The following is a 20,018-nucleotide window of genomic DNA, read 5'->3' as shown; positions in this document are numbered from 1 at the left end:
TATCAAATATATATAAACGAATAGCAAACGCCAAAAAAAATATCGGTAAAATAACACTAAAATCAGATTATCTGCACAAAATAACGACTTACACTATATGTTGCCATATAATTTCATTTTATTTTTGATACGCTTAACTGCTTTACAAACACTATTACTGAACTACATATATAGTTAAATGTGTTTGAAAAATAATAGTATAAAAAATGGTCCTGCTATAATAGGAGGACCATTTTTTATGCACCATGCGACCGTCTACATTTTACTGCACCGCTTGTAACGCATCAATATTACCATAACCGAAACTACTGTTTTTGTTAGGATAAAACTCAGCCGATTGTTTTAATTTATTTAGCACTTGGGTTTTAGACCAAGTTGGGTGTTTTGCCCAAACTAAAGCTGCAATACCTGCAGTAGTTGCTGTTGCCACAGATGATCCGCCTGTATACCGTCTATCTCCATTATAAAAGCCTAAAACTGGAGGCGCTTTACTGGTATTATTATCGCCTTCCATAATGATCGTAAAATCAATCTTACTTCCACTATGGCACACTTCGCATCTATCATAATTGGATCCATCATCTACTCCTGTTACCGCAACTGTTTCACTCATAGTTGCTGGAAAAATAACGCCATAACCATTTGTAAAACTGGTTGAAGTCCCTCCTGCTGCAAAGATTAATTTCCCTTTGCTATTTGCATACCTTACCGCATCTTTAATATTACCAATAGACCATAAATAACCAATAGACATCGAGATTATTTTTACATCACTTCTATTTCCTAATGCTGTTAATGCTGCAGAAACCCCTTTACGTTCGTGATAATCATTTAATAGCACATCTTCTGTCGCTCTATACGCTACTAAATTAGCATTGTAAGCGACACCAACAGGCATGCCGTTATCATTACGAGGTGCTGCCATGGTAGACGCCATCGCTGTACCATGTCCACATTTATCATGAGGCCCATCATAATTACTGGACCACCACCAATTAGAGTCGATAAAGGTTCCATATTTTTGCACAAAACGTCCGTTAGAATATCCATCATTAATTCCTGACGAGTTTAATAGTGGTTGTGATGCAGAAACACCGGTATCTATTAAACCTATAGTAATACCTGATCCTGTACTATAATTCCAAGCTTGTGGAATATTATGTTTTTCAAAATGCCATGAAACTTGCGCATTATTTGGGCTTATTGTTGTGTAATGTGCTGGATTAATATAATCGCCATTTTTATCACAGCCAGAACTGGAACGTGCGTTATTTACAATCTCGTAGTGATTATAGCCATTTGGCTCTAGATACCGAACACCTTCACTTTTAAAAAGTTGTTGGATGGTTTCTAAGTTTTCTACTTTTACATCTACCACATTGATGATATCATGTTCTATAACCGTTTCTCTGCTTTTAGAATACCCTTCGTAATCTTCTACTATTTGTAAAACATTAGCTAAAGTGGACTTTAAGCGATCTGTTTTTACTTCTGCAAAACTTTCGTCTTCTTGTCCGTAGCCAATGGTTAAAATATTATCTCCTCGAACTACTGCACTCCAAAGTGTGTGGGCATCTACATTTTCCCAGTCAAAAGTTCCTGTGGTAGTTAAGCTTTCATTAATTATGGCATTTAATTCTGAAATAGTTAATGCTTCTTTTTGTTCTTCTATCGAAATGCTTTCTTCTTGATTTTCTAAATACGCTTCGTCTTCACAAGCATTAAAAAGAGTAAAGGCTACCAAAAGTATGGATAGCTTAAGTAATGGTTTTTTCATTTTTATATATATTAAGGTTGGTGCTTAAATATATGAATTATTCTTAAAAAAACCCGAACACGAATAATGAATTAACAAATAAACCGCATTATTTATATTAAATTTACATATTTAAACTTGTAATACGGAAGTTTAATAATCGTTCTGAATTGCGTTAGCGGTAGAAATGGCATCCTTTTTTTGCTGCTATATATGGCAAAAAAAGATACAATGAATGACGCGACCCTTGTGGTAACGCCCAAATAATGAATCTATAATTTACGACGCACAGAACCCGTAAAATCCTCAAGATCGTCTTTTACTTTTTTAAGTTCGTCATCTACATCTTTAGTGATAGAAGTGTCTATACCGTGTTTATCTGCACTTTTGGTAATCTCATGTTTAATGTCATTGGTTGCGTCTTTAAGTGTGCGCATTCCTTTACCTAAACCTCTAGCTATCTCGGGTATTTTGTCTGCACCAAATACCATAACCACCACAAATAGTATTAAGACTATTTCTGGGCTGCTTATAAATAAAAATGTTGTTTTTAAAATCACAGTACAAATATAGTGAGTTGTTTAATACAAATAAAAAAAGCCGACTAATAAAAGTCGGCTTTGTTAATAATATTTTTTAAAACTAGTTTTTAACTTCTTTTTTAAAGCTATCAAACTTGCTTTCTGACACCTCTCTTGGCCAAGAATTATTAGAAGTATCTACATCTGCAGTTTCTAAATTTGGATCTACTTTAATAGATACAATTTCTTTTTCTGAAGCTATAGCTTTGCTAACTTCTTTATCATTTAATCTCCAAATTTGCGCTGGATATGTAATGGTTTCTGATGTCCCATCTGCATACGTGTACTCAGCAATAATAGGCATTACTAGTCCTCCTGGCTTATCGAAAGTTACTTTATAAAAGAATTTTGGTTCTTTTATTTTAGCTCTTTCTTCCGGCGTAAAATTATCCATTACATATTCACTTAATGTTGTGGAGTTCTCTAAAGCTGACTTTCCTTTTAAAGTCTCATTAAAATCTTCACTTCCTTCTTCTACAAAGAATACTAAAGGTGGTAAATCACTTAATTTCATACCACGTTGTTCTGCAATTTTCTTAATTTCTGCATTTGGCTCATTAGACACATAGTATTTCTTCACTTCTTTCACTCCGATATCTACATAATCTGTTGTGTAAAACCATCCTCTCCAGTACCAATCTAAATCGAATGCTGAAGCATCTTCCATGGTTCTAAAGAAATCTTCTGGTGTTGGGTGTTTAAACATCCAACGGTTTGCATATTCTCTAAATGCATAATCAAATAACTCAGGCCCCATTACTGTTTCTCTTAATATATTAAGAGCAGTTCCTGGTTTACCATAAGCGTTATTACCAAATTGGTACGTGTTTAATCCTTTAGTCATGATTGGAGCAATAAAATCTTGATCTCCTCCCATATAGTTTACAATTTTAGCTGCTGGACCACGACGCGAAGGATATGCTGTTTGTCCTTCTGACAATGCTGCAGGATACCATTTACCAAAATCTTGTTCTGCTACGTATTGTACAAAAGTGTTTAAACCTTCGTCCATCCATGTCCATTGTCTTTCATCACTATTTACAATCATTGGAAAGAAGTTATGACCAACTTCATGAATGATTACGCTCATCATTCCAAATTTTGTTCTATCGCTATAGTTACCTTCTGCATCTGGACGACCATAGTTCCAGCAAATCATTGGGTATTCCATACCTTGTTGTTTTGCATGAACAGATATTGCTTTGTGGTACGGGTAATCGAAAGTCATACGAGAATACGACTTTAATGTACTTGCAACAGCTTTGGTAGACCAATCTTCCCATAAAGGGTTTCCTTCTTTTCCATACATAGAAACAGCCATAACATCTCTGTTTCCAATCTTAACACTCATCATGTCCCAGATATATCTTCTAGACGTTGCAAAACCAAAGTCACGTACATTTTCTGCGTACAGTTTCCAGGTATTTGTTTTGGATGATTTTGTTTTTAATTTTTCAATTACTTCGTCTTGCGTAACGATTACAACAGGTTCGTCATACGACTTCTTTGCTTGGTCATAACGCTTCATCATTTCTTTAGAATATACTTCTTTTCTATTGGTAAGTTTTCCTGTACCATCTAAAATATGATCTGCAGGAACGGTAATGTTTACTTCGAAGTTTCCGAAAGGTAAAGCAAATTCATCTCTTCCCCAGAACTGTGAGTTTTGCCATCCTTCTACATCATTGTAAACTGCCATTCTTGGATAGAATTGCGCCATTACATATGCTCTATTATCATCTTCTGAAAAATACTCATAACCAGATCTTCCTCTTCCGTTTACGTGATCATTAATATTATACCACCATTTTATAGCGAATGAGAATTTTTGTCCCGTTGCTAATGGCGTTGGTAATTCAACACGCATCATGGTACGATTTATCATGTGTTGTAAAGCACGACCATTTGTATCTTTTACTTCTTGAATATTAAAACCTCCATCAAAACCTTCGGATAAATACTTGCTAGCAAAGGCTCCTGGTGTTTCAGCTGGCTGTGAAGCATCATCACTAATTAAAGGTGTTTTAGAGTCTTTAGCTCTCATATTTTGGTCTAACTGTACCCAAAGATATTTTAAAGTATCTGGCGAATTGTTAGTATACGTTATAGTTTCGAAACCAGAAAGCTTAGCATTAGTATCATCTAATACCAAATCCATTTTATAATCTGCTTGTTGTTGGTAATACGCTGCACCTGGAGCTCCAGAGGCTGTTCGATACATATTTGGAGTAGCAAATTCATCATAGAGTTGCTTAAACTTATTGCTATTGGTGTGTCCTTGTTCTCTTTCTGTTGTTTCTCCTTCTTGTGCAAACGCACCAGCTGTTAGAAATATAACGGAAAGGAATACATACTTTAATTTATTCATTGGATAAAATTTGGTTAGAAAATGATGCGTAAATTAGTGAAACTTTAAAAATATTAACCTTTTTTTAATTAAAGTTTAACACGTCTGTATCTTTTCCTTTTCTTAATAGTAAGCTTTTATTTTTACCATTAATATTTGTTCGAATTATATTCTCTTGTTCTTCAAATAAATCCATTAAAACTTTATTGGTTATTTCAAAACTCTTAATCTCTTTAACACCTTCTATTTCAAGGTAAACAAAAATAATTTCATCTTCATATTCCTTACCTAAATAATGAAAAGGTATAAGTTCTCCATTAATTTCTATTTGTATTTTTTCCTTTAGATATCGCTCGATATACATATCTATGGTAGACAATTCATTTTCTATATCTAATGTGATTTCTGAATCGTAACGTTCCCGAAGTAGTCTTTCAAAATCGTCAATAAAAATTCTAGAAATTATTTGTACCGATTCTTTTTCTTTTACGTATTCTACTTTTGTAACACTTACATAGTACTTATGTACCGTTGTAAATGCAAGTGCTGGTATAATTAAAAGTAGTAAGGCAAATTTTAAGTGCTTCATATTTATTTTCCGTTAACCGGAATTGTTTTTTTTATTAAACGTAAAAGTAATTATTTTTTAGATGAATTGCATTTCAAAAAGCATTCCAAAGCAACTTAATCTTCTTTGTTATTTAAAATTGCTTTATATGCTATTAATTTATCTTTCAAAAAAACCAATATTTCTAAATCGCTTTTGTTTTTGCATATTTTAGTAAAATCGGGGTCATCGGAAACAAAATAAAAGTAATCCATGATTTTATCTTCGTGTAATGGGTTTTCTTCAAATAAATCTTTAGAAAATTTAGTTTTCACGCGATACATAAAGACTTCAATTTCATCTAATCTTACTCTATTTTTCAGTTTTTTTGTTCTACCACTTATGGCATTTAAAATGGGATTTAACGCAATAAAACCACCTCCTGAGGTTGCTTCATTCAGTAATCTTTCGTTATGGGTTTTTAGTGGCCCTTGATAACTTGGAATACCAATACTTAAGGAAGTAATTGGTTTTCCTTCCACAGCATTTAGATCTGTCATTAAATCTCCTGTTAACATTTTACCTATTACCACTTCGTCTAGTTCGTTGACCTGCTCTTCTAATGTTATGGTTATTTTTTTAGACAAAATATGTTCTATACTAACAATCAAAGTTTCTAATTTATTTTGAATAGAAGAAACCACCAAAGTATCGTTTAGTTTTGCCGGAATAACAAATTTTCCTTTGGCATTTGTAATGGTGAACTTTTGCGAAGTTTTATTAATGACATGAATGTTTTCCACATCATCCCCACTTTTTACTTCTCCTAGAATATCTACGGTTTGTGTCCAAGATATTTGAAAACAAGCCAAGCAAATCAGCAAGAAAATTATACCCTTAATCTTCCCCATTTATTTTTTTTAGAAACAACTTACTTTGTGTAAGTAAAAATTCAAGTAATACTACTTCATTTTCTTTTTTAAGTAAGGTATAATCTAACGGACTTGCTTCCACAAAAGCGTGAAAAGCTTCGGTTTGATTTATAGGTATATTGAAATTCTCACTAATAAAGGCTGCGGAATAGATATCGGCCAAATCCAAAACTTCCTTCGTATCTTTATCCCTTTCTTTAAGTTCCTGATAGGTAAGTTTCTTTTTCTTTTTAAATGTCACGCCAAATAACTTCAGCATTTCTACCGGATCAAAACCATTATAAAGCTGTCCTTTTTTCACTAAGACATTATCTACTTTATTCATTCTAATATCCTCAAATTCTAATTTATCCATGTTTCCAATATCTATAGGAATTGGTTTAAAATATTCGGCATTTTCAACATCTACTAATAATTCGCCAGTTAAATTATGCGTAAGAATTACGACCTCATCTAACGTATTTACTTCTTCATTTACCAAAATGGTAAGCGCTCTACTTTTAATTATTTCGTCATTAATAATTACGGTTACTTTTTTAAAAGTCAGTGCCGAAATTTTTAGAACATCTTTTAGCTTTACTTCCATAGTAAAGGTTCCATTTACATCTGTAATGGTTCCTTTTTTTGAAGTACTATTATAAATAGTAATGTTTTCTAAATCAGATGCTTCCGAAACTATTTTACCCTGGATTTCTATACTTTGTGACCAAGAGAATTGCACACAAAAAAGACTTATCACTAGCAATAAAAAATATGTAGTTTTCAAGTTGTTAGTTTTTAATAGCTTAAAGAACGTATTTCAAATCTTAAAGAAAATGAAAAGACTATATAAACTTTTGTTAAAAGCAATCGGGAAGAAGAAGGTTTTATCTCTTTAATACTATGCCGTTCAAAATTACTACTAGGAAAATTAGCAGGTTTTAAAAAACAAATTAAGAGGAATATGCTTAGTTTTTGATTTCTTCGGACGCTAAAAACAACTTACTTTGTTGCACTAAATATTCTATAAGTTCCACGTCTTTACCTGCATCTAAAAGCGTTATGTCTGAATTATTATTTTCAGCAAAAACAATAAAAGATTCTACTCTATCTTTTGGAATACCAAAATTTGCATTTATAAAATCTTGTCTATGCTTCATCCTTAAATCATCAAAATTTGAAAACGTTGCTGGATCTTTTTTAAGATTACTTTGCGTTTTTAATCTTGGTTTAATTAACCAATTTGTGATTTTAACAAAATCGACACCATTATAAAACTGATCTTTTTTAAGTATCATATTTTCTACTTCGAGATATTGAGGCTCTGTATATTTAAATTGCTCTTCATTTTCTACATTGGTATAAATGGCATCTAAATCTAAATCAAAAGTTCTTAGTTTGGTTAAATCTGAAGTTAAGTTCCCAGAAAGTCCGAATGGTAAAATAACAACTTCGTCCAAATCATTTACACGCTCCACTAAAAAAGCGGTAAGCTCTTTAGAAACCATAATATCTGGAGTAATGGTTACTAGAAAGGTTTTAAATCGTAAACCAGAAATTTCTAAATGATCCTCTAAAGCAACATCTATTATAAATCCTCCATTAACATCCGTTAATGTACGATCATTTGCTGTTTTATTATAAATCACTAAATTTTCTACCTCATTCGTTTCAAAAATAACTTTCCCTTGGATGGACACTCTTTCTGAGGTTTGGCCAAATGCGTAAGAAATAGAAAATAAAAAAGTGAAGCATAGTAATAGGTGTTTCATAATATTGGGTTTTTTAGATTAAGAAAACGACTACAACCTTATAGAGGAAGCAAAAGTCGATTTAATTTTTGTTCAAAGTCTTTATTACTTAAATTTACAACAAATTAATTACATTAAAAAGAGATTTTCAACTATATAAAGTAAACATGAAAAACATAATTATAGCCAGTACTTCTACCATACATGAAAGTGATTATTTAGAATATCTTTTAGAAGAACTAGCAGTCTTTTTTAGAAACGCATCTACTATCTTATTTATTCCTTATGCAAGACCAAGTGGGATTTCGCATGACGAGTATACTAAAAAAGTAAGCGAAGCCTTTTCTAAAATCAACAAACAGGTCATTGGAATTCACACTTTTGAAAACCCAACCGAAGCTATAGAAAATGCGGAAGCTATTTTTGTTGGTGGTGGAAACACTTTTGTATTAGTTAGTCAACTATACAGAAATAAGCTACTTACAGTTATTAAAGAAGCTGTAGAAAAAGGTACACCATATTTAGGAACAAGTGCAGGAAGTAATATTTGTGGTTTAACGATGCATACCACCAACGATATGCCAATAATGCAACCTCCAAGTTTTAAAACTATTGGTTTAGTACCTTTTAATATCAATCCGCATTATTTAGATCCAGACCCAAACTCTACACATAAAGGAGAAACCCGAGAAACTAGAATTAAAGAGTTTCATGCGTATAACTCACAACCAGTTGTTGGCTTAAGAGAAGGAAGTTGGTTAGAAGTAATAGGAAATACGATTACATTAAAAGGAAAATTATCTGCAAGAATTTTTGAACACAACCAAACCCCTTATGAGGTGGAAACAAATACAGATCTTAGTCTTTTAAAATAAAAAAAAATCCAATAAAATAAGGCTTTGTGAGCGAGAGACCAGGTTTACTTCGGCTATGCGCTGCATAAACTTCTCACCTTAAATCTTCCCTACTTTCAACTCTATAAAACAAAAAAGCTCCATCGTTAGATGAAGCTTTGTGAGCGAGAGACCAGGTTCGAACTGGCGACATTCAGCTTGGAAGGCTGACGCTCTACCAACTGAGCTACTCTCGCATTCGGATGGCAAAATTAACTATTTTTATCATATAACAAAGCTTTTTCAAAAAAAATATTATGTTTTTTATCGGGAATAAATAACCTTTCGTCGGTGTAATATTGTTTTAAGCCTGTGAATCATGTAAATAGGCATTTATAAAGTACTTTTGTTATCTGAATAAAAAAGTCCATAAAATGAAAAATGTCCTATTACTATTTGCTTTCCTACTTTCTTCTAGTATGTTTTCCCAAGTTAAAATTGGAGACAATCCTAGCGCGATAGACAATAATTCTATTTTAGAATTAGAAAGCACAGAAAAAGTCTTCGTGGTTACCAGAATAACGAGTGCGCAAATGAATGCAATTACTCCTATAAATGGAGCAATCATTTATAATACAGAAGAAGATTGCTTATACCAATACAATAATTCTTCTTGGACAAGCTTGTGCGTTGATGTAATGGCAAATGAGACAATAACTGCATTGATAGACAATAATGATGGCTCTATAAGTTATACAAACGAAGAAGGAACCATTACAACAATTATTAAATCGGCATTTATAGACAATGGAGATGGAACTTTTACATTTGATAATGGAAATGGTGCACCACTAACATTAGACGTCTCTACATTGGAAACGATTACTTCCCTTTTAGATAATGCAGATGGGACTTTCACTTATACTTCTGAAAACGGGACAGTAACAACCATTGATACAAATAGCGCCGAAACATTAACTACAATATTATTAAACGCCGACAACACCAATATCAATTATACAGACGAAGATGGCGTTACTACACAATTAGATTTATCTGCAATCATAGCAAACCTGGAAGCTTTAACAACATTGGTGGATAATAACGACGGAACATTAACTTATACCGATGAAGATGGAAATCCGACTATTTTAGATGTTGCTAATCTGGAAACACTTACTTCGATTGCTTTAAACACAGACAATACAAACATCGATTATACAGACGAAGACGGCGTTACTACACAATTAGATTTATCTGCAATCATAGCGAACCTGGAAGCTTTAACAACTTTAGTTGACAACAACGACGGAACATTAACTTACACCGATGAAGATGGAAACCCAACTATTTTAGATGTTGCTAATCTGGAAACACTTACTTCGATCGCTTTAAACACAGACAATACAAACATCGATTACACGGATGAAGACGGCATTACTACACAATTAGATTTAACTGCAATCATAGCTAACCTGGAAGCTTTAACAACTTTAGTTGACAACAACGACGGAACATTCACTTACACCGATGAAAACGGAGCGCAAACAATAATTAATGCTGCAAACTTAGAAACACTTACAACCCTAACGAATAATGGAGATTTAACCTATACCTATTTAAATGAAGCCGGAACACCAGTTGAAATTTCCGTAATAGATAACGACAACGATTCCACAAATGAACTACAAGATTTGTTTTTAAATGGAACAGAATTACAGTTATCTAATCCTGCTACTCCTAATAATTTAGTGGATTTAACTAGTCAAATTACGTTAGAAATGTTTGTCGATGCTCCAAATCCGAATAGCGAAATATATTGGAATGGCACACAATGGGTATATGGTATTCGTGTAGTAAGTGTTAATAATTCTGTACCAGATCCGAGTGGAAATATAAATATCCCTATTGGAAATGTATATACAGGTCCAACAACAAGCACCGGAGATATCGGAGTAATTGAAGTTGGTGGAACACCGCAAGAAGGAGATATATATGTTGTAAACAGTGATGCCCCAGATCCAACTCAAGTTGGAGCGACTTATATTTATGATAACGATTCCTCCGTTTGGATTGCAATAGACCCTTTTAATGCGGCACTTTATGATCCTAGATATGTAAATGTTTCCGGAGATACTATGGTTGGAAACTTAGACATGAACGGAAACACGGTAACGGATTTAGGTCAACCAACTGGACCAAGCGATGCGACTCCAAAATCTTATGTGGATGCTATTGGCTTAGTGGATAATAGCGATGGAACTTTTAGTTTACAAAAACCAGACGGAACTATGGATACTGTAAATAAAGCGACACTAACAGCTAATTTAAATGGTACCTATACTTTTGATAATAACGACGGAAACCCAATAACAATAGATATTTCAGCATTAGAGACTTTAACTTCTATTGCACTTAATACCGATAACACTAATATTGATTATGTAGATGAAGATGGCATTACTACACAATTAGATTTATCTGCAATCGTAGCAAATCTAGAAGCTTTAACAACTTTAGTAGACAACAACGACGGAACGTTAACCTATACCGATGAAGATGGAAACCCAACGATTTTAAACGTTGCCAATCTAGAAACATTAACCGCTATAGCATTAAATCCAGACAATACAAATATCGATTATACAGATGAAGATGGTATTACTACACAAATAAATTTATCTGCAATCGTAGCAAATCTAGAAGCACTTACCACTTTAGTAGATAATAATGATGGAACCTTTACCTACACCGATGAAGATGGAAATGCAACCATTTTAAACGTTGCCAATCTAGAAACACTAACCACCATTGCTTTAAACCCGGACAATACAAATATTGATTATAAAGATGAAGACGGTATTACTACGCAATTAAATTTATCTGCAATCGTAGCAAATCTAGAAGTACTTACCACTTTAGTAGATAATAATGATGGAACCTTTACCTACACCGATGAAGATGGAAATGCAACTATTTTAAACGTTGCGAACCTAGAAACACTAACCACCATTGCATTAAACCCGGACAATACAAATATTGATTATACAGATGAAGACGGTATTACTACGCAATTAAATCTGTCTACAATCGTAGCAAATCTAGAAGCTTTAACAACTTTAGTAGACAACAACGATGGAACGTTAACCTACACCGATGAAGATGGAAATGCAACTATTTTAAACGTTGCCAATCTAGAAACACTAACTTCTATTGCTTTAAACCCAGACAATACAAATATTGATTATACAGATGAAGATGGTATTACTACGCAATTAGACCTATCTGCAATCGTAGCAAATCTGGAAGCACTTACCACTTTAGTCGATAACAGTGATGGAACGCTAACCTACACCGATGAAGATGGAAATCCAACCATTTTAAACGTCGCGAACCTAGAAACACTAACCACCATTGCATTAAACCCGGACAATACAAATATTGATTATACCGATGAAGACGGTATTACTACACAATTAGATTTATCTGCAATCGTTGCAAATCTAGAAGCACTTACCACTTTAGTAGATAATAACGACGGAACGTTAACCTACACCGATGAAGATGGAAATCCGACTGTTTTAAATGTTGCTAACTTGGAAACTTTAACATCTATTGCTTTAAACGCAGACAATACAAATATTGATTATACAGATGAAGACGGTATTACTACGCAATTAGATTTATCTGCAATCGTGGCAAATCTAGAAACTTTAACAACTTTAGTAGATAATAATGATGGAACCTTTACTTACACCGATGAAGATGGAAATCCAACTATTTTAAACGTTGCGAACCTAGAAACACTAACTTCTATAGCATTAAACCCGGACAATACAAATATTGATTATACAGATGAAGATGGTATTATTACACAAATAAACCTTTCCGCTTTAATTAATAATTTAGAAACTGTAACTACCATTACAGACAATACAAATGGCACTTTCACGTATGTGGATGAAAACGGAACCGCAACAATCATATCCATTACAGATAATGATAATGATGCCACAAACGAAATTACTACAGTTACGGATAATGGAAATGGAACAACAACAATCACAGATGTCAATGGAGGAAATATCACTTTAGACAACGATGGCATAGATAATGTGGACGATGCAGATAATGATCCTACAAATGAAATACAGACTGTAACGTCCGCTGATGGTTCCGTTGGCGTAACTCAAAATGGAAATGATTTCGATTTAAGTATTATAATCGCTACTAATAATGACAACGATCCAACGAATGAAATTCAAACATTAGCGCAATCTGGAACAAATGTAACCTTATCCAATGGAGGAGGAACAATCACAATTGCCGATAATGATAATGATGCAACCAACGAAATTCAAACTGTAGCTTCTACCGATAGTTCCGTTACCGTAACGACAGATGCAAACAACAATATCGATTTAAGTGTTACTCCTTTTGACGAAACGGCTTTGCAATCGCAAATCACTACTAATGCGGATGATATTGACACTTTAGAAACGGAACAAACAACACAAAACACAGCTATTGCAGACAATGAAACTGCAATCGCAGATCATATTACTGCAGATGAAGATACAGATGCAACCAACGAAATTCAAACCGTAGCTTCTACCGATAGTTCGGTTACAGTAACCACAGATGCAAACAACAATATCGATTTAAGTGTTACTCCTTATGACGAAACGGCTTTGCAATCGCAAATCACTACTAATGCGGATGATATTGACACTTTAGAAACGGAACAAACAACGCAAAATACTGCAATTGCAGATAACGCTTCAGACATTGCAGATAATGCAACTGCAATCGCAGATCATATTACTGCAGATGAAGATACAGATGCAACCAACGAAATTCAAACGGTAGAATCTACGGATAGTTCCGTTACAGTAACCACAGATGCAAATAACAATATCAATTTAAGTGTTACGCCTTTTGATGAAACTGCTTTACAATCGCAAATCACTACCAATGCAGATGATATTGATACTTTAGAAACGCAACAAACGACGCAAAACACCGCAATTGCCGATAACACGACCGCCATTGCAGATAACGCTTCAGACATAACAGACAATGCAACTGCAATCGCAGATCATATTACTGCAGATGAAGATACAGATGCAACCAACGAAATTCAAACGGTAGAATCTACGGATGGTTCCGTGTCTGTTACCAACGACGGTAGTGATAATTACAATTTATCTGTAATCCTTCCTACTAATAATGATAATGATAGCACAAACGAACTTAACGATACGGTTATTCTGAATGGTACCAATCTGGAAACGACAGATGCTGGAGGAACAATTACTACAGATCTTTCTTCCTTATCTTCAAATGTAACACCAGTAGTAACTACTGGCAATACCATCGCAACGCATACTAGCGGAGCAACAACAACTAATATTACAGAAACAACAACAACATTATCGCAAAATGATTCCAGTCCTACTGGAGAAATAACCTACACCAATGAAGCTGGAACTGCTGCCAAAGCACAAGTTATAGCAGCAGAAGCGGACAACCTAATTGAGGTTGGTGCAAATGGAGGTGCTTATTTAGGACCAACGGTTTATGTTGGACATTTTATAATAACAGCAACAGGTAATCAGACTATTGCAGACCTACCTTTTGAACCTTCACAAATCACATTTCAAGCGTATCCCAATGTGGAAAGCGAAAACATAAATGAAGATAATGGGATCGGCAATAACAATAATGGATTTAATAATACTTTTGGAGGAATGACAGGTTACGCAAGAGGAACAACGCAACAAGTAATTTATGTTGGTGGTAGTGGATCTTCCATTAATGACATTTCTCGTTATGCATCCAACACACATTGTATTGGTATAAGATACGCTAATAACAATGGTGACAGTTTAGGTTTAACATCTGCCAGTTTCGTTTCTGCGAATCCAACCGGATTTGTAATAAACGTCGATAACAAAACAGAAAATATACTTGTAATATATACGGCTTATAAATAATATGAAAACGATAAAATACATAGCGCTTTTCTTATTTCAAGTAAGCATTGCGCAACAGGCATTTCACAACTTTGGAAATGTTCAAATTCATGATGAAGGTCAAATAGGTTTTCATATCGATTTAGAAAACGACGGAACATTTAATGAAAATCTAGGTTTAGCAGGGTTTTACAATGAAGACAATGTAATAACTATTTCTGGAACGGAAAGCCCCAGATTTTTTGATATGGATGTTGCTGTGGATAATAATTTATTCCTAGAAATAAGTACCGAAATTTCCAACGGACTAAACTATATTATTGGAGATGTAATAACTCCTAGAAACAATCCAAACATATCTCTAGATTATTTAAGTAATGCCTTTTTTGTTGCCGAAGACGACTTGAGATTAACCGATGGCTACGCTTCCTTCACAGGAAATAACGCTTTCAGTTTCCCTATTGGAGACGATAATAAGTTAAGACCTTTAATTACTCCTTTTCAGTCTGGAAACCCTAAGTTTTCGGCAGCCTATTTTAATGAAGACCCTAATTTCCCTTCTACCTTTTCCACTTCGTTTGACACCAATAATTCTGAAGGTATCCTAAACACCATAAATTTGGAAGAATTTTGGGATTTTAATGGTACCGAAGAAACCCAAGTAACATTAACGTGGAATACAGATAGTGACATTAATGTTTTAGTAGACGATTTACTAAACCTTCGCGTTGTAGGATGGAGCAATACAGAAAACCAATGGAAAGATTTGGGCAATGTAGATTTTACAGGAAATATAAATACAGGAACCATAACTTCTACTTCTTTTGTACCAAACGACTATGAAATCATAACGTTTGGATCTTTAATTGGCAGCGATGGTATTACTGTTTATAATGGTATTAGTCCGAATGGAGACGGTAAAAATGATGTCTTTGTAATTGAAGGTGTCGAATTATTTAGAAACAGTTTACAAATATATAATCGTTGGGGAAGAATGGTATACGATGCAGAAAATTATCAAAACGATTGGAATGGATATACCAACAAAGAAATCTTAATTGGTAAAAACAAAAAGCTTCCTGTTGGCACTTATTTTTACCTTTTAATCTTACCAGATGAAAACAAAGAATATGCTGGTTATTTATATATTAATTACTAAAGTTTTTTTAGAAAATGATAGCCTGGTTTTTTAAAATCTAGATTAGCATAAAATCTATGCGATGCAGGATTTTCAATGTAGGCATTTAACTCCATAGCTTCCACATTTTTAGTTTTCACATAATCTGTAATCCATAGCATAAACTGTTTTCCTAAACCATGATTTCTATAAGTCTCATCGATATACACATGATCTAATTCCACACTTTTTCCAGAATAATGTCTAGTACAAAACCACATACCCGAAATACCAATCAGTTTTTCGCCATCATAAATACCAGCGCATTCATAATTTTGGGTTATAATTTCTTGAAAACGTTTTTCTAGTATTTCTATAGAAACTTTCCCTTCATTTAACTTTATAACCAAAGGAAGGATTGTTGAAATATTTTCTTTTTCAATTATTTTAAACGAAAAATGCATACCTTAATTTTTGATGTAAATTTAATTAATTTTGGCTCGTAATTAGTAAAACTTTATCTGAATTTGAAAAGAAGAAACTTCATAAAAAAAACCACATTAACCGGAATAGCTTTAGCTGCAATTCCTAGTTTTGCTTTTGCTCAAAATATAATTTCTTCGGAAGAACTTATAGGTAAAGGAAATCCGATTCTTTTTGGTGAAGACTATAGATTAAGGGAAGCAGCACATCTTGCCTTTCAGGAAATGAAAACGGAAGCTTTAAAAGAAGGCATAAAGATTCAGATAGTTTCTAGTTATAGAAATTTTGAACATCAAAAACGTATTTGGGAACGTAAATACAAACGCTATAGAAGTCAAGGTTTTTCCGAAGAAAAAAGTATGGAAAAAATAATTGAATACTCCACCATTCCAGGAACTTCAAGACATCATTGGGGAACAGATATGGATATTATTGACGGCAATGTGCATGCACCAAAATATGTGCTTCGCGAAGAGAATTTTCATAGAGACGGTCCGTACATCTATTTAAAAAAATGGATGGATACACATGCCAATTCTTTTGGTTTTTATCTAGTGTACACTAGCGATTTAGACAGAAAAGGTTTTAAATATGAACCTTGGCATTATAGCTACAAACCACTATCTCAAGACTATTTAAAAGCGTACAAATGCATAAATATTCAAGAGGTCCTTCAAAACGAAAAACTATTAGGAAACGCATATTTTTCCGAAGCATTTTTAAGCACCTATCGAAATGAAAATATTTTAGACATTAACCCAGAACTTTTGTAAATTATTCATAATAAAACCATTAAAATGAGAGGGAATTTAAAAGTAAGATTAATTATAGGACTATGCATAGCTGCTTATTTTGGCTTTAAATACTTCTCATCACAAGAAATAAATCCATACACAGGAAAAAAGCAAGCTATTTCATTGACGGTAGATGAAGAAATACAAATGGGCTTGCAAAGTAGAGATCAAATGGCTGCGCAGCATGGAGGCTTATATCCTAATGAAAATTACCAAGCCTTAGTAGATAATGTAGGCAACAAACTAATAAACAATAGTATTGCTAAAGAAACACCTTATAAATATGAGTTTCATTTATTGGCAGATCCGGAAACTATAAATGCTTTTGCATTACCTGGCGGACAAATATTTATCACCTACGCTTTGTTTTCTCAGCTAGAAAATGAAGACCAATTAGCAGGTGTTTTAGGTCATGAAATTGGTCATGTACTTGGTAAACATAGTGCAGAACGTATTGCAAATAGTGAACTGTGGCAAGGACTTTCTACCGCTGGTTCTGTTGGCGGTGATGTTGGTGGATTAATTGGAGGTGTTGGACAGAACTTAATTTTAAAAAATGGTCGTGGTGACGAATTAGAAAGTGATGATCTTGGCGTACGTTTTATGTTAAGAGCCGGTTATGACCCAGAAGAAATGATTGATGTTATGGAAATATTAAAAACTGCTGCTGGACCAAATCGTGTTCCTGAGTTTCAAAGTTCACATCCAGATCCTGATAATCGTATAGAAGAAATTAGAGAATCTATAAAAAAATATAGAGGTCAGTTACAATAACATAAAAATATTTTAATCCTTATATAAGATCCCGACTCGTCGGGATTCTTTTTTTATATTTGGTTTACAAAATGAACATCACATGAACAAAAAAGTAATTCTTATGATTTTAGATGGTTGGGGAAAATCTCCTGACCCTAAAGTCTCCGCTATAGATAATGCGAATATTCCTTTTATAGATTCGCTTTATACAAAATACCCAAATGCAACTTTACGCACAGATGGTTTACATGTTGGTTTACCAGAAGGGCAAATGGGAAATTCGGAAGTTGGACATATGAACCTTGGAGCGGGACGGATTGTATATCAAGATTTGGTACGCATAAATTTAGCAGTAAAAAACAAAACATTAGCACAAGAGAAAGTACTTGTTGATGCTTTTAAATACGCTAAAAAAAACAATAAAGCGGTACATTTTTTAGGCTTACTTAGTGATGGAGGTGTACATTCTCATATTAGTCATTTATTAGGTTTGGTAGATGCTGTTGAGAACTTCGGAATTGAAAAGTCTTTCATTCATGCGTTTACAGATGGTCGAGATGTAGATCCAAAATCTGGTTATGGTTTTGTAACAGAATTAGAAGAATATTTAGAAAATAAAAACACCAAAATAGCTTCGATTACTGGAAGATATTATGCGATGGACCGAGATAAACGTTGGGAACGTGTTAAACTAGCCTATGATGCAATGGTTAATGGCGAAGGGGAACATTCCACCAATATTTTAAAATCTATTCAAGAAAATTATGATAATGATATTACCGACGAGTTTATTAAACCAATAATCGCTGTAGACACAAATAACCAACCAATCGCAAAAATTGAAGAAGGTGATGTTATTGTGTTTTTCAACTTTAGAACAGACAGAGGAAGACAATTAACAGAGGCATTATCGCAAAAAGACTTTCATGAGCAGAACATGCATAAATTAAACTTGTACTATGTTACCATGACCAATTATGACGATTCTTTCACAGGAATGCACGTAATTTATGATAAAGATAACTTAACAGAAACGCTTGGTGAAGTTTTAGAAAAGCACCACAAAAAGCAAATCCGTATTGCCGAAACAGAGAAATATCCACATGTTACTTTTTTCTTTTCAGGAGGAAGAGAAGCACCTTTTGAAGGAGAAAGTAGAATACTAAAAAACTCTCCTAAAGTTGCTACCTACGATTTAAAACCAGAAATGAGTGCTTTTGAACTTACAGATGCACTTCTTCCTGAACTTGAAAAAGGCGAGGTAGATTTTATATGTTTAAACTTTGCAAATGGGGATATGGTTGGGCATACCGGAGTTATGGCAGCTGCTATAAAAGCCTGTGAAGCTGTAGATGCTTGCGTGAAAAAAGTAATAACAACTGCTTTAGAAAATGATTACACAACCATACTAATTGCAGATCATGGTAATTGTGAAACCATGATAAACCCGGACGGATCACCAAATACCGCACATACCACAAATCCAGTTCCAATTATTTTAATTGATAAAGATTTAAAACATATTAAGGATGGTATTTTAGGAGACATCGCTCCTACTATTCTAAAACTTATTGGCGTAGAACAACCTAAAGCGATGACCCAACATTCTTTAATTTAAGAACCTATGAGAAATTTATATATAATACTTATTGTCCTAATATGTTTTGCTTGTAAAGAACAGTCAATAAATATAGCAGTCCCGGATGAAGAGGAAGATTCTATGATGTTATTAGGGCCAGCAAATGAAGAAGGCTTACAACAAGCTCCTTTTAACAGTTGGTATAATACAACCTATACCGACTACAAAGTAAATGATTCTTTAGTGGCACTTATAAAACCAAAACTAACCGATGTTTCTATAAAACTATTTATGGGAACTTGGTGTGAAGACAGCCAGAGAGAAACACCTAGCTTCTATAAAATTCTGGATGCCGCAAATTTTAATTTAGACAATCTTCAATTAGTTGCTGTAGACAGAGACAAGACAACCCCTCAAAAGCTGGAAGAAAACCTAAATATCACGAATGTTCCAACACTAATATTTTTCAAGGATGGTAAAGAAATGAATAGAATAGTGGAATATCCTATAGAAAGTTTAGAACAAGATATTCTACATATTTTAACGAATCAACCTTATAAAAATGCTTATTTCGAAGAATAATAATTT

15 protein-coding genes and 1 tRNA gene are annotated in these 20,018 nt (G+C 33.7%); 7 read left to right on the top strand and 9 right to left on the bottom strand.

All coding sequences use genetic code 11. The features are described from left to right. Positions 1-262: 262 nt before the first annotated feature. The 7 genes from ACVCZW_RS11555 to ACVCZW_RS11525 all read right to left on the bottom strand — a co-directional run bounded on the left by ACVCZW_RS11555 (position 263) and on the right by ACVCZW_RS11525 (position 7,914). A complete protein-coding gene (locus ACVCZW_RS11555; RefSeq protein ID WP_452232484.1) occupies positions 263-1,777 on the bottom strand; it encodes a S8 family peptidase in 1,515 nt (504 codons plus the stop codon). A gap of 251 nt (positions 1,778-2,028) precedes the next feature. After that, entirely contained in the window at positions 2,029-2,316 is a 288-nt protein-coding gene (locus tag ACVCZW_RS11550) for a Sec-independent protein translocase subunit TatA/TatB (RefSeq protein ID WP_452228570.1), read from the bottom strand. A gap of 82 nt (positions 2,317-2,398) precedes the next feature. After that, complete coding sequence (locus ACVCZW_RS11545; protein ID WP_452228569.1) at positions 2,399-4,705, bottom strand: M1 family metallopeptidase; 2,307 nt, start codon at positions 4,703-4,705, stop codon at positions 2,399-2,401. A gap of 64 nt (positions 4,706-4,769) precedes the next feature. After that, positions 4,770-5,273, bottom strand: coding sequence for a DUF6702 family protein (locus tag ACVCZW_RS11540; RefSeq protein WP_452228568.1), 504 nt, complete (start codon positions 5,271-5,273; stop codon positions 4,770-4,772). A 95-nt stretch (positions 5,274-5,368) separates the two neighbouring features. Next, positions 5,369-6,142, bottom strand: a complete 774-nt coding sequence (locus tag ACVCZW_RS11535; protein WP_452228567.1) for a carboxypeptidase-like regulatory domain-containing protein — start codon at positions 6,140-6,142, stop codon at positions 5,369-5,371. Continuing rightward, positions 6,129-6,929 (bottom strand): carboxypeptidase-like regulatory domain-containing protein, encoded by an 801-nt coding sequence (locus ACVCZW_RS11530; protein ID WP_452232483.1) that lies wholly within the window; start codon positions 6,927-6,929, stop codon positions 6,129-6,131. Before ACVCZW_RS11530 ends, ACVCZW_RS11535 begins: the two co-directional genes overlap by 14 nt. A 181-nt stretch (positions 6,930-7,110) precedes the next feature. Then, positions 7,111-7,914, bottom strand: a complete 804-nt coding sequence (locus tag ACVCZW_RS11525; RefSeq protein WP_452232482.1) for a hypothetical protein — start codon at positions 7,912-7,914, stop codon at positions 7,111-7,113. 146 nt (positions 7,915-8,060) lie between these two features. Here ACVCZW_RS11525 and pepE point away from each other — a divergent pair, with 146 nt between their 5' ends. Next, complete coding sequence (pepE, locus tag ACVCZW_RS11520) at positions 8,061-8,768, top strand: dipeptidase PepE (protein WP_452228564.1); 708 nt, start codon at positions 8,061-8,063, stop codon at positions 8,766-8,768. 142 nt (positions 8,769-8,910) lie between these two features. Here the strand turns inward: pepE and ACVCZW_RS11515 are convergent. Further along, positions 8,911-8,983: transfer RNA gene (locus tag ACVCZW_RS11515), tRNA-Gly, on the bottom strand. A 177-nt stretch (positions 8,984-9,160) separates the two neighbouring features. On the opposite strand from ACVCZW_RS11515, the gene ACVCZW_RS11510 reads away from it, so the two are divergent. Next, positions 9,161-14,722: a beta strand repeat-containing protein gene (locus ACVCZW_RS11510; RefSeq protein ID WP_452232481.1), complete on the top strand. Its 5,562-nt coding sequence runs from the start codon at positions 9,161-9,163 to the stop codon at positions 14,720-14,722. A gap of 1 nt (position 14,723) precedes the next feature. Continuing rightward, complete coding sequence (locus ACVCZW_RS11505; RefSeq protein WP_452229849.1) at positions 14,724-15,860, top strand: gliding motility-associated C-terminal domain-containing protein; 1,137 nt, start codon at positions 14,724-14,726, stop codon at positions 15,858-15,860. Here ACVCZW_RS11505 and ACVCZW_RS11500 read toward each other — a convergent pair. Further along, complete coding sequence (locus tag ACVCZW_RS11500) at positions 15,857-16,282, bottom strand: GNAT family N-acetyltransferase (protein WP_452229848.1); 426 nt, start codon at positions 16,280-16,282, stop codon at positions 15,857-15,859. The genes ACVCZW_RS11505 and ACVCZW_RS11500 overlap by 4 nt on opposite strands. Positions 16,283-16,345: 63 nt before the next feature. Here ACVCZW_RS11500 and ACVCZW_RS11495 point away from each other — a divergent pair, with 63 nt between their 5' ends. The 4 genes from ACVCZW_RS11495 (at position 16,346) to ACVCZW_RS11480 (ending at position 20,012) form a co-directional block, all read left to right on the top strand. After that, the gene (locus ACVCZW_RS11495; protein WP_452229847.1) at positions 16,346-17,074 is read left to right on the top strand and encodes a M15 family metallopeptidase; all 729 of its coding nucleotides are present in this window, start codon (positions 16,346-16,348) and stop codon (positions 17,072-17,074) included. A gap of 24 nt (positions 17,075-17,098) precedes the next feature. Further along, the gene (locus tag ACVCZW_RS11490) at positions 17,099-17,869 is read left to right on the top strand and encodes a M48 family metalloprotease (RefSeq protein WP_452229846.1); all 771 of its coding nucleotides are present in this window, start codon (positions 17,099-17,101) and stop codon (positions 17,867-17,869) included. 82 nt (positions 17,870-17,951) lie between these two features. Then, positions 17,952-19,469, top strand: a complete 1,518-nt coding sequence (gene gpmI, locus ACVCZW_RS11485) for a 2,3-bisphosphoglycerate-independent phosphoglycerate mutase (RefSeq protein WP_452232480.1) — start codon at positions 17,952-17,954, stop codon at positions 19,467-19,469. A 6-nt stretch (positions 19,470-19,475) separates the two neighbouring features. After that, positions 19,476-20,012, top strand: coding sequence for a thioredoxin family protein (locus tag ACVCZW_RS11480; protein ID WP_452232479.1), 537 nt, complete (start codon positions 19,476-19,478; stop codon positions 20,010-20,012). Positions 20,013-20,018 lie beyond the last annotated feature (6 nt).

Source organism: Lacinutrix sp. MEBiC02595, from assembly GCF_053601555.1.
The sequence above is the reverse complement of the archived record's forward strand: the minus strand, read 5'-3'. Positions and strand labels throughout refer to the sequence as shown.

Coding starts and splice junctions, on each gene's coding strand:
- ACVCZW_RS11555 (WP_452232484.1), bottom strand. CDS start 1,777: ATGAAAAAACCATTACTTAAGCTATCCATACTTTTGGTAGCCTTTACT.
- ACVCZW_RS11545 (WP_452228569.1), bottom strand. CDS start 4,705: ATGAATAAATTAAAGTATGTATTCCTTTCCGTTATATTTCTAACAGCT.
- ACVCZW_RS11535 (WP_452228567.1), bottom strand. CDS start 6,142: ATGGGGAAGATTAAGGGTATAATTTTCTTGCTGATTTGCTTGGCTTGT.
- ACVCZW_RS11510 (WP_452232481.1), top strand. CDS start 9,161: ATGAAAAATGTCCTATTACTATTTGCTTTCCTACTTTCTTCTAGTATG.
- gpmI (WP_452232480.1), top strand. CDS start 17,952: ATGAACAAAAAAGTAATTCTTATGATTTTAGATGGTTGGGGAAAATCT.
- ACVCZW_RS11525 (WP_452232482.1), bottom strand. CDS start 7,914: ATGAAACACCTATTACTATGCTTCACTTTTTTATTTTCTATTTCTTAC.
- ACVCZW_RS11480 (WP_452232479.1), top strand. CDS start 19,476: ATGAGAAATTTATATATAATACTTATTGTCCTAATATGTTTTGCTTGT.
- ACVCZW_RS11490 (WP_452229846.1), top strand. CDS start 17,099: ATGAGAGGGAATTTAAAAGTAAGATTAATTATAGGACTATGCATAGCT.
- ACVCZW_RS11505 (WP_452229849.1), top strand. CDS start 14,724: ATGAAAACGATAAAATACATAGCGCTTTTCTTATTTCAAGTAAGCATT.
- ACVCZW_RS11540 (WP_452228568.1), bottom strand. CDS start 5,273: ATGAAGCACTTAAAATTTGCCTTACTACTTTTAATTATACCAGCACTT.
- pepE (WP_452228564.1), top strand. CDS start 8,061: ATGAAAAACATAATTATAGCCAGTACTTCTACCATACATGAAAGTGAT.
- ACVCZW_RS11500 (WP_452229848.1), bottom strand. CDS start 16,282: ATGCATTTTTCGTTTAAAATAATTGAAAAAGAAAATATTTCAACAATC.